Source organism: Treponema pallidum subsp. pallidum str. Nichols, from assembly GCF_000410535.2.
In the GTDB taxonomy this organism is placed as follows: Bacteria; Spirochaetota; Spirochaetia; order Treponematales; family Treponemataceae; genus Treponema; species Treponema pallidum.
Genome location: NC_021490.2, coordinates 907,689 through 922,026, shown reverse-complemented (window position 1 = coordinate 922,026; position 14,338 = coordinate 907,689). Strand labels below are relative to the sequence as shown.

The following is a 14,338-nucleotide window of genomic DNA, read 5'->3' as shown; positions in this document are numbered from 1 at the left end:
ACTATAGGTGGTGAATTTTTACATGTAAATAAGGAATTGGGGTTGTGATGGGGATGGTGATTTCCTGCATGTTTACTTGACATGACATATTAGGAATGGCTAGATTGGGGCCCAGTCTTGTTTTTTAGCGTGCATTAGAAGTGGATGTACTGGGGAGGATCGTTGGCGGATAACAAAAGCTTGCGGATTAATGGAAGTATTCGGGTACGAGAAGTGAGGTTGGTTGACGCTGTAGGGCAGCAGTGTGGGGTGGTGCCCACCCCTGAGGCGCTGAGAATGGCACGGGATATCAATCTTGATTTAGTAGAGGTCGCTCCGCAGGCGAGTCCGCCGGTGTGCAAGATCCTGGACTATGGGAAGTATCGCTTTGAGATGGGCAAAAAGTTGCGTGACTCGAAAAAGCGACAGAGATTGCAGACGCTCAAGGAGGTGCGTATGCAACCGAAGATCAACGACCATGACATGGCGTTTAAGGCCAAGCATATACAGCGGTTTCTCGATGAAGGGGATAAGGTGAAAGTGACTATCCGCTTTCGTGGAAGGGAGCTTGCGCATACCGATCTGGGTTTTAACGTGTTACAGAATGTGCTTGGCCGTCTGGTGTGTGGGTATAGTGTTGAGAAGCAGGCAGCAATGGAAGGTCGGTCTATGTCCATGACGCTCACTCCGAAGTCAAAGAAATGATGGAGTGTCGGGTAACTGCAGTTCGTGTTGTTGGATAAAGGGGAGAAAGTATATGGCTAAGATGAAAACGAAAAGCGCAGCAGCAAAGCGTTTTAGTGTAACCGGGGCTGGTAAGGTAAAGTTCAAAAAGATGAACCTGCGTCACATTTTGACGAAAAAGGCCCCGAAACGCAAAAGGAAATTACGTCATGCGGGTTTTCTGTCAAAAGTTGAGCTTAAAGTGGTGAAGCGGAAGCTGTTGCCTTACGCGTAGGTGGCAAGCGTGAGAGGACGGAGGAGCGTGGTATGTCTCGATCGTTGAGTAGTAACGGCAGAGTGCGCCGGAGAAAGAGGATTTTAAAGTTAGCCAAGGGCTTTCGGGGTAGGTGTGGCACGAATTACAAGGCGGCGAAGGATGCGGTCTCGAAGGCTCTTGCGCATAGCTATGTTGCGCGGAGGGATAGGAAGGGGAGTATGCGCAGGTTGTGGATCAGTCGCATCAATGCATCGGTTCGTACGCAGGGGTTGAGCTATTCTCGCTTTATGAATGGTCTCTTGCAGGCTGGGATTGCGCTTAATCGCAAGGTTCTCTCCAATATGGCAATTGAGGATCCAGGTGCGTTTCAGACGGTGATCGATGCTTCTAAGAAAGCTTTGGGGGGTGGAGCGTGCTAAACCTCGGTCAGGTAAAAGTGCTGGAGGAGAAGGTTGCGAAGGCGGTGCACCTTGTCCAAATGTTGAAGGAAGAAAATGCCGCGTTGCGGGCTGAAATTGATGGACGTGGTAAGCGTATTACGGAGCTGGAGCAGCTGGTGCTTGCCTTTCAGGATGATCAGACGAAGATAGAGGAAGGAATTCTTAAGGCACTGAACCACCTGAGTACATTTGAGGATTCTGCGTATGGAGAAGCGCTTACGCAACACGCGGCGAAGGTTCTAGAAAACCGGGAGCATGCGGGGCTGTCTGAAGAACTTACCAGCCGTACCCAGATGGAAATTTTTTAGTGGTCAGTGTAAAGGGGCAGTTGCACATCGATCTGTTGGGAGCGTCTTTTTCCATCCAGGCTGACGAGGACTCCTCGTATCTGCGTGTGTTGTATGAGCATTACAAGATGGTGGTGTTGCAGGTGGAGAAGACGTCAGGGGTCCGCGATCCCTTAAAGGTCGCGGTGATTGCGGGTGTGCTTCTCGCGGATGAACTGCATAAAGAGAAGAGGAGACGTCTTGTACAGTCCGAGGAAGATCTGCTGGAAATAGGGGAGTCTACCGAGCGTATGCTCGAATCCATCAGCAAAGTGGTGGACGAGGGGTTTGTGTGCGGGCGCGATTGAGGGTTGTGTCCTTCTTTGTGTACGGGACGTCCCTGCGGTGACGCTGTGGGTGGACGCGGACTCATGCCCCGCGCGCGTCCGCGTACTTGTCGCGAGAGCGGCAGCGCGCCTGGGGTGTGTGGCTCGATTTGTGGCCAACCGTCCTATCCCTCTCGTGCAAAGCCCGCATTGTATCATGGTCGAGACTCAACCTGTTGACCAGGCTGCGGACCGTCACATCATCGCGTATGCGCGAGCGGGTGATTTGGTCGTCACGCGTGATATCGTGCTTGCAAAGGCAATTGTAGACGCGCGCATCTCTGTTATCAACGACCGGGGTGATGTGTATACGGAGGAGAACATACGCGAGCGACTCTCGGTGCGTAACTTCATGTACGACCTGCGAGGGCAGGGACTCGCCCCTGAAACAACGTCACCGTTCGGCAGGAGGGATGCCGCACGCTTCGCAGACTCCCTAGATAGGGAAACCGCGAAGCTCCTGCGGCTTGCCAGGCGGCGGGAGGCGAAGACAGGGGAGGAGCAGTGCGACTGGCCCTCCGCGCAAGGGAAAAGCCAAACCGGCCGCCGGTGACCGCACGCAAGACACTAAGAGTCCAAGGCCGGGCGGGTGGACTCCTAGTGTCTTCTACCGCTTCTGCGAGATGAACTTAAGCAAATCCACCACACGGTTTGAGTAACCCCACTCGTTGTCATACCAGGACACTACCTTGAAGAAGCGCTTCTCGTTCGGGAGGTTGTTCTGCAGCGTCGCCCTGCTGTCGTAGATGGAGGAGTACTGGTTGTGGATGACGTCCGCGGATACAATATCCTCGTCGCAATACTGCAGGACACCCCGCAGATAGGACTCCGACGCCTTCTTGAGCATCGCGTTGAGGTCCGCAACGCTCGTCTCTTTTTCCGTGCGGAAGGTTAGATCCACCACGGAACCGGTTGGTGTCGGGACACGGAAGGCCATCCCCGTCAACTTACCTCTCGTAGACGGCAGCACTTCGCCTACCGCTTTCGCAGCTCCAGTGGTGGAAGGGATAATGTTAACCGCTGCAGCGCGGCCTCCGCGCCAGTCCTTCAAAGAAACCCCATCTACAGTTTTTTGCGTTGCGGTATAGGAGTGGATAGTCGTCATCAGTCCCGTTTCAATACCGACTCCCTCTTTGAGAAAGACGTGCACTACCGGCGCGAGACAGTTGGTAGTGCAGCTCGCGTTGGAGACGACCTTGTGCTCAGCAGGATCGAACTCATGCTCGTTCACCCCCATTACAATAGTCTTCACCGGCTTAGACGCATCCGAGCTCTTAGCCGGAGCACTGATGATGACTCGCTTTGCTCCTGCTTCAAGGTGACCGTATGAAGACTCATTCGCGTAAATGCCGGTGGCCTCAATAACCACCTCAATACCAAGATCCTTCCAGGGAAGTTGGGAAGGCTTTAAGCCGCGACCGCAGACACACTTGATCCGATGCCCGCCCACCTCGAGGATATCCTCGGCAGGAGCACTGAGACTAGAACCCATTTTGCCCTGCACGGAGTCATACTTTAGCTGATAGGCAAAGTAGCGCGCATCGGTGGAAAGGTCTACAACTGCCGCCACGTCGAACTCTTTCCCCAACAGCTTCTGCTCCGCCATGGCCTGGAGTACGAGACGCCCGATACGCCCAAAACCATTGATTGCAACTCTCATTTGCCCAACCTCCTCTAAAAAGAGCACACATCCCGCGCAACGCTATCTGAAAAAAGATCGGCACGTCAATCCCTCTTTGCTGTAGGGCTCCCTTGCATTTTTCTATGTGCCCAGATACCATGGCCTCGCCTTGGAAGGTCTGGCCTCTAGTGGAAGATTATTACCGCGTGCTTGGTGTGTCGCACCGTGCCTCGACCCCTGAAATTAAGTGTGCCTTCAGAAAGAAGGCAAAGGCGTTACATCCGGATCTCGTTTCCCATACTGCAGAACTTGAGTGCGAGGCGGTAGCGCGCGAGCGCGCTCTTCGCCGTATACTCACCGCATACGAGGTGCTCTCTGATCCGGGGCGTCGCGCGAAATTTGACCTCCTCTACGCGCGTTTCTGCGCACGTCCTGCTCCAGCGGGCTTTGACTACCGCGTGTACCTGCGTGCGCAGGGTACGCTCTGCGCGATGGTGGAGCTTATCTTGTTTGATCTCTTTCACGGTTTTGAGTGTGACGCTGTCCGCGCGTACTTGTCCCTCAAGTGTCGGCCAGAAGGGTTCAACCTCGCCACTCACCTTACACGAGAGGATTTTATGGACTGTGGCTTTGTGCTCGCAGAGGAATTGCATGTACGGGGAGAGTGCTATGAATGCTTTACTTTGCTCCAGGACATCGTTTTTGAAGAATTGCGGTGCGCGTATTTTCGTCATTTTTTTCCTGAAGTACTGAAGCTCGCTGAGCATATCGCGCTCGGTACTGCGTCTGTGCGTGGTCGCAACGGTAAATCCTGCGTATACTGCGCGCGCGCGCATGCCTGCTTGCCTGCGCAAGAAATTGTCACCTTCTACGCGTGCTTAGTTGAGTATTACGAACGTACGGGAGACCGCAGGCGTGCGCGTGGCTATGCCCAGAAGATGGATTCTGTCAGGTGAATGTTTGACTGCACCCTGGCGGAGGAGTACCGTGGTCCTGGGGGACCTCCGAAGGGCTGGAGGTCCCCCTGCAGCTAGTGAACGGACAGAGGAGGGACGCTTGAGCAGGAAGGAAAGGACCTCATGATCCGCATTAAAACACCAGAACAAATCGACGGTATCCGTGCCTCTTGCAAGGCATTGGCGCGCCTTTTCGACGTTCTTATTCCGCTTGTCAAACCGGGCGTTCAAACCCAGGAGCTTGATGCGTTTTGCCAACGCTTCATCCGCTCAGTCGGTGGTGTTCCTGCCTGGTTCTCGGAAGGTTTTCCTGCCGCTGCTTGCATTTCAATCAACGAAGAGGTCATCCATGGTTTACCTTCAGCGCGTGTGATTCAGGACGGGGATCTTGTTTCCCTTGATGTTGGTATCAACCTCAATGGATACATTTCTGACGCGTGTCGTACTGTTCCTGTCGGTGGAGTTGCACACGAGCGACTAGAACTTTTGCGTGTAACCACTGAGTGCCTCCGTGCGGGCATTAAAGCGTGCCGTGCCGGAGCGCGCGTGCGCGCTGTTTCTCGCGCTGTATACGCTGTTGCAGCACGGCACCGCTTTGGCGTGGTGTACGAATATTGCGGACATGGCGTGGGGCTTGCCGTGCATGAGGAGCCGAACATCCCCAATGTGCCTGGCTTGGAAGGGCCTAATCCACGTTTTTTGCCCGGTATGGTAGTCGCGATAGAACCCATGTTGACGCTTGGCACAGACGAGGTGCGCACCAGTGCAGATGGCTGGACGGTGGTAACGGCAGACGGATCGTGTGCCTGCCATGTGGAGCACACTGTGGCAGTTTTTGCAGACCACACGGAGGTTTTAACAGAACCTACGGAAGTAGAGCGTACCGGCTAGTCAGCTATCTTAAGTGTGCGCGGTGTGCTGATAGTACATGCAGGGAGCAGTTTGTGCACGGTAGGCAGCGTGTAAGTGTACGTGGCGGGCACAGGTGAAGAGGGGATAAACTCGTAACCATATCGCTGTGTGCTGCTTTTAACCCGGGCTGTGTCGGTAGGGGTTTGGGTACGCGCAGGGACGTGGAGGGACTCATGAACATATTGTTTACCTCGTTTGTGTGTGGGGTACATGCGGTATGCCGCAGTTTTTTTACAGCAGCGGCGTTGCTCGTTTTTATCTGCTGCTCTGGTCATCCAAGTTCTGCGCGTGTGCCCTCTGCAGACACGATAGCTCGGCGCGTTGCCGGAGACAGTGGGAACGCTGGGGGGCGGACATTACTTCCTGTGGGGGTTTCGCGTGAATCGGTGCAGCTGTTAGAACGGCTGCAAAACGCGAACCGTCAGGTAACTGCCGAAGTGCTGCCTTCAGTAGTGACGCTGGATGTGGTGGAGACCAGAAAGGTTCGGGTACGTGATCCGTTTGGCGGTTTTCCGTGGTTTTTCTTTCGTGGTCCTGAAGGTCCGGGTGCGGGGCCTGGCGGTGGTTCTGGAAACAAAGGGGAAGCTGAGGAACGGGAGTACAAAACGGAGGGACTTGGTTCTGGAGTCATTGTAAAGAAGACAGGGAAGACGCATTACGTGCTTACCAACTATCACGTGGCGGGTAAGGCTAATGAGATAGAGATTAAACTGCACGATGGCAGAATCGTAAAAGGTAAACTTGTCGGTGGTGACCAGCGCAAGGACATCGCGCTGGTCTCCTTTGAGGACGCAGACCCAAATATCCGTGTTGCCGTCCTTGGTGACTCGGATGCAGTACGGGTAGGAGACATTGTGTTCGCAGTTGGCTCTCCTCTTGGGTACACTTCCACTGTAACGCAGGGGATTATCAGTGCGCTGGGTCGCTTTGGGGGACCGGGCAACAATATTAATGATTTTATTCAAACAGATGCGGCCATAAACCAGGGCAATTCCGGGGGACCAATGGTCAATATTTATGGCGAAGTGATTGGGATTAACGCGTGGATTGCCTCCTCAAGTGGGGGATCGCAAGGGATTGGTTTTTCAATTCCTATCAATAATGTGAAGTCGGATATCGAATCATTTATCCAGTACGGGCAGGTGAAGTACGGGTGGTTAGGCGTGCAGCTGGTGGCAACGGATGCGGACACCGTAGCATCGCTTGGTATTGCAAAGGGTACAAAAGGGGTGCTTGCGGCGGAAATTTTCTTAGGTTCTCCTGCGCACAAGGGGGGACTGAAACCGGGCGATTACTGTGTAAAACTGAACGGAAAAGAAGTAAAGGATGTAAATCAGTTTGTGCGGGATGTCGGCGCGCTGCGCATTGGGCAAACAGCAGTATTCGATTTAATTCGCGGTGGTGTGCCGATGACGCTTTCGGTGCGCATTACGGAGCGTGATGAAAAAATAGTAAATGACTACTCAAAGCTTTGGCCTGGGTTCATCCCACTGCCGCTTACGGAGGCCGTGCGTAAACGTTTGGATTTGAAAGCGTCGGTGCGTGGTGTGCTAGTTAGCAACGCGCAGAGCAAAAGCCCTGCGGCGCTGATGGGATTGAAGTCGGCGGACATAGTAGTGGCGGTCAATGATCAAAGAGTCTCGAGCGTGCGTGAGTTTTACGCGGTGCTTGCACGTCAGACGAGGGAGGTGTGGTTTGACGTGTTGCGCGATGGGCAAACGCTTTCTACCGTGCGATTTCGGTTTTAGGGGGGATAGTCACGGTCGATCACGTCCTGCGGCGTGTTGTGCGCACCGGGCCGTCTGAGCGCTAAGAGCACATGAGTGCGGGTTTTCTAAACAAGGTGGCCGTCCATGTACCTATCAGAAGGCGAAAAGCCTCTCGCGCGCACAGGGGATTCTCCAACGTAAGACTCAGCAGGAGTGCTGTTTTTGTCCCTAGGTCTTCTCCTGCGCGTGCCAGTACCCACATGACCACGTGGGTGCCCGCGCGTGCGTCGGCCGTAAAGCGTTCCAGTGTTTTCTCAAGTGTCGCGTCAGTGACCCTGCTGATAGCAAAACTTTCTTCTAGTTTTTCTCGTACTAGCGCTTGTACGGTTGTATGACCGGTACGGTAGCGCTCAAATAGAAAGTAGAATTCATTTTGTATTCCCATCAAGACCGATAGAGTCAGTAATGCTTCTGTGTGCGTTTGTGTATTTTTGCACGTTGTGCGCAAAATCTCAAACAGTGGTGGTAGCGCGTGGACTGAATTGAGCATCTCAAGCGCTTGCAGGCCACGCAGCACGACAAAGGGATTTTGCGTGCGCGCCAGCACATGCCCAATAAGGAAATGACTTTCGTCATCGTGTGTGCGTGCTAACGCTACAAGCGCTTCTCCGACGAGCAGGTAATCCTCGCTATGGAGCGCTTCGCGCAGGATTGGAATTGCTTGCTGGACCATATGAATGCCAAGGATGCGTGCCGCCTGTGCGGCAGTAGTGAATGTTCCCTCGCGCAATTCTCGCAGCAAAAGATTACGGTTGTGTGTACTCAGCGAGGGAATCGTTTCCAGTGCTTGCAATGCGCTTGCGCGGATACTGAAACGTGGCGATTGCACGTAGGTGCCCAGTTGTTCGGCAGAGATGGGAGAGGCGATGGTACTAAGTTCTTGTACGATATGCTGCTCGGTTTCTAAATTTTCGTTAAAGTCGAGTTTATGTAGGAGGCTGAGAGTACGCAGATCTTTTGGAGAGCAAAGCGTTGCGAGTGTTCGCAATACACGGTATCCACCCAGGTTGCGCAGCTGTGTCTGAAGCGCGATGCCGATTATCATAATCGCGCTGACTCCTGTAAAAAAGATACGATATGCCTGCAAACTGGAGTATCCTGAGAGATGGCAGAAGTCTAATACCACGCCGCCAATCACCGATCCGGCTCCACCAGTGATGCCCAAAATAAGATAGTACAGGACACTTACATCTATTAAAGCATCCTCAGGAACGAGGACAAAAAAATAGGACTGCGCTGCATTATCTTGTCCGGTAAATCCCATGCTGGTAGTTGCACAGAACAGGCATAAAAAAGCAATTGAAAGGAAAGAGGAATGGAGTCCTGGCGTACCAAGCGCAGGGATGAGGGTGAGTACACTTAAAACTGAGGAGATAATGTACATTGGCTTTGCCCCAATGCGATCGATAGCTAAACTCATTATAAAACCGACGATGAGTGCACCGCCGGATGCACATACGGTGAGGATAGTGATAAAGCTATCTGGAGTGTGGTATACGTCCTTTGCGAATACGACAACGAAGGGGCGTACTGTACCTGTGGCAAAGCTGCTGACAAAAAAAGCGAACGTAAAGGTGCGAAAGTTTTTCTCTTTCAGAGCACGGAGTATCGTGGTGTACCCGGAGCGCGGTGAGGTCCGTGGGGTCTCCGGGGAAGTGTGCTGCACATGTTCGCATGACTCGACGGTAGGTAATGTGAAAAGGAGAAACGAAGCAAAAAAACCTAGTGCGATGCCGAGTGCAGTTGCAAAGTGATAGGTTGTGAGTGAAGCGTTAACGCTCAGTGCCCCGGAGAGTAAAAGCGTGGCAATGAGTATGGCACTGTTGTTCGCAAGCGAGATGCGTACGATGTATGAGCTGCGATGTTTGCCTGGTGCGAGCATGGTGATGACCGGATTGTTCGCGATCATTCCCATACCACGAAAAAAGTTAAACAGTGCGACGGAAAAAATAAGCACATACAGTGCAAGTGCCGTATAGTCTTGTGCATAAAGGTGAGGGATTGCGAGCATTGGAAGCAAACTAGTATTGCGGGCGATCCAGGTGTACGCAAAGGTTTTAATGACGCCAAAACGTCGGCACACAAGTTTTCCTAAAGGGAGTGCAAAGAAGGAAAAGTGCATGCACGCGCTTAGCAAGCCTACCGTGGTACTGCGGGCACCAAGCAGCAGTGCATAGAGCGTAATGGTATTGCCAGTTACGAGTGCGAACGAAAGGGAGTTAATCACATTATACTGGTCATAGACGCGTCGCGCACGCTTGAGCGTGAAAGATTGATATTCCCCACTCATTGCGCGCGATTGTACTGATGCGGCGTAATCTGGTCCACTAACTGGTGTTCAGTTTAAGGACGGAGGAAAGGCTCTACAGAGGAGAAATAGGTGAGGGGGAGAAAATGGACAAAAAAGCGCGTGCACACACTGTTATCGTTTGTTTGGTTGGTGCGCTCTCTCTAGCGTGTGCGTATCTTTTGGGCGGATCGATGAAGTATCTGCGTGGAGATGTATCGAGGTTTTGGACCAGTAGCCGTATGCAGCGTCACCCCGCGCACAGTTCTCAACCTGTTGTGCGTACCTTTACCGATGCAGATGGATATACCTGCCTAGATCAAGCACATCCCCATACCATTGTTATAGATGCTACTCGCGTACGAGTGAGTGTACAGGTATGTGCGCAGCGGCGCTCTCTTGCATACAAGGTTGTAAAGAACAGCGTGTACGATCCGCTATCGATTCACCTGGATCCTACGATGCTTGTCCTACGGCGTGGAAAGAAAACAGTACGGGAGTCCACGCCTCCAGCGGATTCCCCAGGAGTAATGCAGAGTGCGTTGAACGTACGCGATACGTTGCGCGATTGGTTTTACACATTTTGGAAAAACGTATGGGGGAGCCGATGGGGACATAGCGTGGTACCGATTGAAGCGATCATTTGTGTGCCAGCGCAGCACAACGTGCACAATCTTAAAGTGCGGGTGAAAGACAGCAGTCTTCGGCTTGAAGGTATTGAGGTGCGTTTTGCAGATGTGTATGCGCACGCGAGCGAACTAAAGCTCAATGGAGTACGTACCGATCGGACTCTCCTGCACACGACAGACGGTGATACGCAATGCAGTCGCTGCGTCCTATCTGACGCGCATTTATACACGGACCGTGGCACACTATCTTTTGATGGTACGTTGCAAGGGAATAGTGAGATAGGTACTCGCACCGGCACAGTTGTTGCGCGTTTTACAGAAAGGCAGTCGTACTATGCACTTTCAGTATTTTCTGGCCACGGTGCGGTGTACATAAATGATCAGCGTGTGAGGAAAACACTGGGGACCTGTCTTTCTACAGGGGGCTCTGCACAGTTGTGTGTAAGAAATGAACGAGGTGTATTGCACGTATATTTTCCACAGTGACGCGCTCATAGCATCGCTGTATGTGTGATGCTCTATGGACAGCGGCTTGTCCTGTGCACGGATTTTGCGCTAGCATGCGCCGCATGATAACAGTGACGGGTATGAGTGTGCAGTTTTCTGACAAACCTCTTTTTAAAGGTGTTGATTTAAAGTTTGTTGCAGGGAATTGCTATGGAGTCATTGGAGCGAACGGGGCAGGTAAGTCAACTTTTTTAAAAGTCCTTTCCGGTGAACTCGAACATCATCAGGGAAGTATCGCTATCGCATCCGGCGCGCGCGTCGCAGTTCTGCGTCAAGATCATTTTTCCTTCGATCAGCACACGGTGAAAGATACCGTATGCATGGGGCATCCTGCGCTCTATCGAGTGATGAAGGAGCGGGAAGCTCTTTACGCAAAGAGTGATTTTAGTGAAGCAGATGGGTTGAAGGCTTCAGAATTGGAAGGTGAGTTTTCGGATTTGAATGGCTGGGAGGCAGAAAATTGCATTGAACAAATGCTTTCTGGGTTGGGTGTAGATGAGGCACACCATGATCGGATGATGTGCGAATTGGACGAAAGCCAGAAGGTACGTGTACTCCTAGCGCAGGCGTTGTTTGGTAATCCCGATGTGCTTTTGCTCGATGAGCCGACAAACGGTTTGGATTTGTACTCTATTGCGTGGTTGGAAGAATTTCTCATTGAATTCCCCAACACTGTGATTGTAGTTTCGCATGATAGGCATTTTTTAAATAGCGTGTGTACGCATATTTGCGATATCGATTATGGGAAGATTCGTTTGTACTCGGGCAATTACGATTTTTGGTATCAGATGAGTCAGATTATGCAGCGGCAGGTTAAGGATCAGCAGAAGAAGCGTGAAGAAAAGATGAAGGACCTGAGGGAGTTTATTTTGCGCTTCGCTTCTAACGCAGCCAAAAGCCGGCAGGCGACGAGTCGTAAAAAGATATATGACAAATTGGTGCTGGAAGAGATTGAGGTGACTGGTCGAAAGTTTCCCTATGTGCATTTTAAACCACGGCGTGAAATTGGGAATCACGTATTGTCGTGCGATGGACTGCGCTATGCCGCTGAGGACCGAATGCAGGGAGGTTCATGTGAGCTTTTTACAGACATGAGCTTTACAGTTGGGCGCACAGACAAAATCGCTTTCGTCGGTCAAGAACACCGCGCGAAGACCATATTGTTTGATATTCTTGCTGGAGAAAAGCAGGCACATGCCGGCTCTTTCCGTTGGGGACAGACGGTATCTGTTGGGTATATGGGAAAGGATACGGCGCGGTATTTTGATTGTGATCTTTCTATCACGGATTGGTTGCGCCAATTCTCTGATGATCAAGATGAAACCTACGTACGCGGTTTTTTAGGCAGGATGCTTTTTACAGGCGAGGATTCGCTCAAATCTGTGCGTGTACTTTCTGGAGGGGAAAAAGTACGCTGCATGCTTAGTAAATTAATGCTTTCTGGGAGCAATGTTTTGATATTGGACGAGCCGACCAATCATTTGGACCTAGAAGCAATTGCAAGTCTGAATGAGGCGTTGGTGCAGTTTCCCGGCGTGATTTTATTTAATTCGCATGACCATGAGTTTGTCAGCTCTGTTGCAAACCGCATTGTGGAAATTACGCCGCGCGGGATTATCGATCGTATGATGGACTTTGATTCTTATGTAAAGAGTGAGGATATCAACGCCACGCGCGCGCAGCTCTACGGCGGTAGCGTACAGCAGCTACGGATATAGCGTCCCTTCCCCTGAAGGTTTGGGGAAAAGGCACAGGGGACTCATGGGCTAGGCGTGCAGCGCGCGCGTCTCTAGCTTCGCGAGCAAAAAGGTGGAAAAGGCTGAGAGCCCCATTGAGTGCTGGGGCCCTGTGCGCGGACGCACCGCTACCTGCTGCGCGCGCAGCTCCCGCTCGCCAACTATGAGCAGATAGGGCACTTTCTGCGTTTGGGCAGTGCGGATCTTTGCGTTCATGCGCTCTGCGCTCACGTCTGCCTGCACGCGGAGCGAACGGGCGCACAGCTCCCGTGCAACGTGCTGCGCATATTCGAGGAAGGCAGGGGCAACCGGAATCACCACTGCCTGCACCGGTGCGAGCCATGGGGGGAATGCACCCCCGTAGTGTTCAATGAGAATACCGATGAACCGTTCTAGAGACCCAATCACCGTGCGGTGGAGTATCACTGGCATGTGCCGTTGGTTGTCCTCCCCCACATACTCTGCGTTCAAGCGCTCGCACGAGGGCAACTGATAGTCTACCTGAATGGTGCCGCACTGCCACTCGCGTTCGAGTGTATCTATAAGTGCAAACTCCAACTTTGGTCCATAGAACGCTCCTTCTCCCGGTGCGTGCTCGTACGAAAGGCCTGCTGCTTCACATGCTTCTGCCAATGCGCGTTCGGCCCGGTCCCAGGTGGCGTCGTCTCCGATGCGCTGCTCTGGGCGCGTAGAAAACTTGACGCGGATCTGCTCCTGTGCAAAGCCAAAGTCAGCATATACCCGCGCAAGGAGGCGACAGAAACGGGTGACCTCCGATGCGATTTGCGCCTCAGTACAAAAGATATGGGCATCGTCTTGTACAAAGCCACGTACGCGCATAACTCCATGCAGGGAGCCTGACGGTTCATTGCGGGTGCACGAGCCAAACTCCGAAAGACGGAGCGGGAGATCACGGTAACTGCGTGTTTTTTGCTTGAAGATTTCGACATGTCCGGGACAATTCATGGGCTTGAGCGCAAAAGAACGCTTCTCGCCTTCGGTCAGGTACATGTTGGCGCGGTATTTGTCCCAGTGCCCCGAGCGTTCCCAAAGGCTTTGGGGCATGACAAAGGGAGTATGCACCTCTGCGTACCCGTCTTCGTGCATGACGCGGCGCAAGTACTGCTGGATGGCCACGTAGAGGGTCCACCCCTCAGGGTGCCAAAAGACCTGGCCAGGATTTTCTTCGTCCAAGTGAAAGAGACCGAGTGCAGGACCGAGCTTACGGTGATCTCGGCGTTTTGCTTCATCCTGCATGCGAAGGTATGTGTGCAAATCTTCTTCAGATTCCCAGGCAGTGCCGTAGATGCGCGTCAGCTGGGGGCCGCGCTCATTACCGCGCCAATAGGCCCCAGCGATGCTCGTGAGTTTAAAGGCGTGCGGATTAATGTCTCGCATAGACTGCACGTGAGGACCCCGGCACAGGTCAGTGAACGCGCCGGAGTGGTAGAGACTGAGCGTGTCGTCTGCGCTGATGCGTTCGATGAGCTCTTGCTTGAATGGCTCGTCTTTAAAACGAGCAAGCGCGTCAGGACGCGAAACCACCTCTTTGACAAAGGGACACCCCGCACGCAAGATGGCGCGCATTTTCTCTTCAATGGGGGCTAGGTCTGCATCGCACAGGGGACGGGGAGGTGAGAAGTCATAGTAAAACCCGTAATCGATAGGCGGCCCCACCGCGAGCTTGGTGCCGGGGAAGAGAGCTTGAACGGCCTCTGCCATAACGTGCGCCAGACTGTGACGCAGACGGTCGAGGGTATCTGAGCGTTTTTGCAGCATGGTGATATTCTCTTCTACACAGAGGCCCAATCGTGAGACCTTATGGGTGGTTTGTCAATGGGCGCCGTTTTGGAGGAAGCACTGAGCCAGTGCGCCTGCGCCGTCACTGCAGTCTGTAGGAAGGGACGTGG

General features: G+C 52.8%; 14 protein-coding genes. 11 read left to right on the top strand and 3 right to left on the bottom strand.

What is annotated here, in order from left to right; genetic code table 11:
• Positions 1 to 144 precede the first annotated feature (144 nt).
• From infC to TPANIC_RS04180, 6 genes are read left to right on the top strand one after another with little or no spacing between them, the layout of a single operon-like run.
• The gene (gene infC / locus TPANIC_RS04205) at positions 145 to 684 is read left to right on the top strand and encodes a translation initiation factor IF-3 (protein ID WP_010882294.1); all 540 of its coding nucleotides are present in this window, start codon (positions 145 to 147) and stop codon (positions 682 to 684) included.
• A 52-nt stretch (positions 685 to 736) separates the two neighbouring features.
• Complete coding sequence (rpmI, locus tag TPANIC_RS04200) at positions 737 to 937, top strand: 50S ribosomal protein L35 (protein WP_010882293.1); 201 nt, start codon at positions 737 to 739, stop codon at positions 935 to 937.
• A 32-nt stretch (positions 938 to 969) separates the two neighbouring features.
• Positions 970 to 1,338 (top strand): 50S ribosomal protein L20, encoded by a 369-nt coding sequence (gene rplT / locus TPANIC_RS04195; RefSeq protein WP_010882292.1) that lies wholly within the window; start codon positions 970 to 972, stop codon positions 1,336 to 1,338.
• On the top strand, positions 1,332 to 1,667 hold the full coding sequence (zapB, locus tag TPANIC_RS04190) for a cell division protein ZapB (protein ID WP_014342609.1): 336 nt from the start codon (positions 1,332 to 1,334) through the stop codon (positions 1,665 to 1,667). Before rplT ends, zapB begins: the two co-directional genes overlap by 7 nt.
• Positions 1,667 to 1,993: a cell division protein ZapA gene (locus TPANIC_RS04185; protein WP_010882290.1), complete on the top strand. Its 327-nt coding sequence runs from the start codon at positions 1,667 to 1,669 to the stop codon at positions 1,991 to 1,993. The genes zapB and TPANIC_RS04185 overlap by 1 nt, the downstream gene beginning before the upstream one ends.
• 37 nt (positions 1,994 to 2,030) lie before the next feature.
• Positions 2,031 to 2,564: a YaiI/YqxD family protein gene (locus TPANIC_RS04180; protein ID WP_014342608.1), complete on the top strand. Its 534-nt coding sequence runs from the start codon at positions 2,031 to 2,033 to the stop codon at positions 2,562 to 2,564.
• Positions 2,565 to 2,618: 54 nt separating this feature from the next.
• On the opposite strand, the gene gap is transcribed toward TPANIC_RS04180, so the two are convergent.
• Positions 2,619 to 3,671 (bottom strand): type I glyceraldehyde-3-phosphate dehydrogenase, encoded by a 1,053-nt coding sequence (gene gap / locus TPANIC_RS04175; RefSeq protein ID WP_010882288.1) that lies wholly within the window; start codon positions 3,669 to 3,671, stop codon positions 2,619 to 2,621.
• Between the two features lie 149 nt (positions 3,672 to 3,820).
• Here gap and TPANIC_RS04170 point away from each other — a divergent pair, with 149 nt between their 5' ends.
• The 3 genes from TPANIC_RS04170 (at position 3,821) to TPANIC_RS04160 (ending at position 7,248) form a co-directional block, all read left to right on the top strand.
• On the top strand, positions 3,821 to 4,588 hold the full coding sequence (locus TPANIC_RS04170; RefSeq protein ID WP_014505625.1) for a J domain-containing protein: 768 nt from the start codon (positions 3,821 to 3,823) through the stop codon (positions 4,586 to 4,588).
• A gap of 123 nt (positions 4,589 to 4,711) precedes the next feature.
• A complete protein-coding gene (gene map / locus TPANIC_RS04165) occupies positions 4,712 to 5,479 on the top strand; it encodes a type I methionyl aminopeptidase (RefSeq protein ID WP_010882286.1) in 768 nt (255 codons plus the stop codon).
• Between the two features lie 194 nt (positions 5,480 to 5,673).
• Positions 5,674 to 7,248, top strand: coding sequence for a Do family serine endopeptidase (locus TPANIC_RS04160; protein WP_014342830.1), 1,575 nt, complete (start codon positions 5,674 to 5,676; stop codon positions 7,246 to 7,248).
• 61 nt (positions 7,249 to 7,309) lie between these two features.
• Here TPANIC_RS04160 and TPANIC_RS04155 read toward each other — a convergent pair whose 3' ends face one another.
• Entirely contained in the window at positions 7,310 to 9,559 is a 2,250-nt protein-coding gene (locus tag TPANIC_RS04155) for an MFS transporter (protein ID WP_010882284.1), read from the bottom strand.
• Between the two features lie 104 nt (positions 9,560 to 9,663).
• On the opposite strand from TPANIC_RS04155, the gene TPANIC_RS04150 reads away from it, so the two are divergent.
• Positions 9,664 to 10,671, top strand: coding sequence for a DUF4097 family beta strand repeat-containing protein (locus tag TPANIC_RS04150; protein WP_010882283.1), 1,008 nt, complete (start codon positions 9,664 to 9,666; stop codon positions 10,669 to 10,671).
• Between the two features lie 83 nt (positions 10,672 to 10,754).
• On the top strand, positions 10,755 to 12,410 hold the full coding sequence (locus tag TPANIC_RS04145; RefSeq protein ID WP_014342829.1) for an ABC-F family ATP-binding cassette domain-containing protein: 1,656 nt from the start codon (positions 10,755 to 10,757) through the stop codon (positions 12,408 to 12,410).
• Between the two features lie 48 nt (positions 12,411 to 12,458).
• Here the strand turns inward: TPANIC_RS04145 and thrS are convergent, their stop codons facing one another.
• On the bottom strand, positions 12,459 to 14,237 hold the full coding sequence (thrS, locus tag TPANIC_RS04140; protein WP_010882281.1) for a threonine--tRNA ligase: 1,779 nt from the start codon (positions 14,235 to 14,237) through the stop codon (positions 12,459 to 12,461).
• Positions 14,238 to 14,338: the final 101 nt, after the last annotated feature.

Bases quoted from the DNA above. Each gene is read 5' to 3' on its own strand.
- infC (WP_010882294.1), top strand. From the start codon at position 145: ATGTACTGGGGAGGATCGTTGGCGGATAACAAAAGCTTGCGGATTAAT.
- rpmI (WP_010882293.1), top strand. From the start codon at position 737: ATGGCTAAGATGAAAACGAAAAGCGCAGCAGCAAAGCGTTTTAGTGTA.
- rplT (WP_010882292.1), top strand. From the start codon at position 970: ATGTCTCGATCGTTGAGTAGTAACGGCAGAGTGCGCCGGAGAAAGAGG.
- gap (WP_010882288.1), bottom strand. From the start codon at position 3,671: ATGAGAGTTGCAATCAATGGTTTTGGGCGTATCGGGCGTCTCGTACTC.
- map (WP_010882286.1), top strand. From the start codon at position 4,712: ATGATCCGCATTAAAACACCAGAACAAATCGACGGTATCCGTGCCTCT.
- TPANIC_RS04160 (WP_014342830.1), top strand. From the start codon at position 5,674: ATGAACATATTGTTTACCTCGTTTGTGTGTGGGGTACATGCGGTATGC.
- TPANIC_RS04155 (WP_010882284.1), bottom strand. From the start codon at position 9,559: ATGAGTGGGGAATATCAATCTTTCACGCTCAAGCGTGCGCGACGCGTC.
- TPANIC_RS04150 (WP_010882283.1), top strand. From the start codon at position 9,664: ATGGACAAAAAAGCGCGTGCACACACTGTTATCGTTTGTTTGGTTGGT.
- TPANIC_RS04145 (WP_014342829.1), top strand. From the start codon at position 10,755: ATGATAACAGTGACGGGTATGAGTGTGCAGTTTTCTGACAAACCTCTT.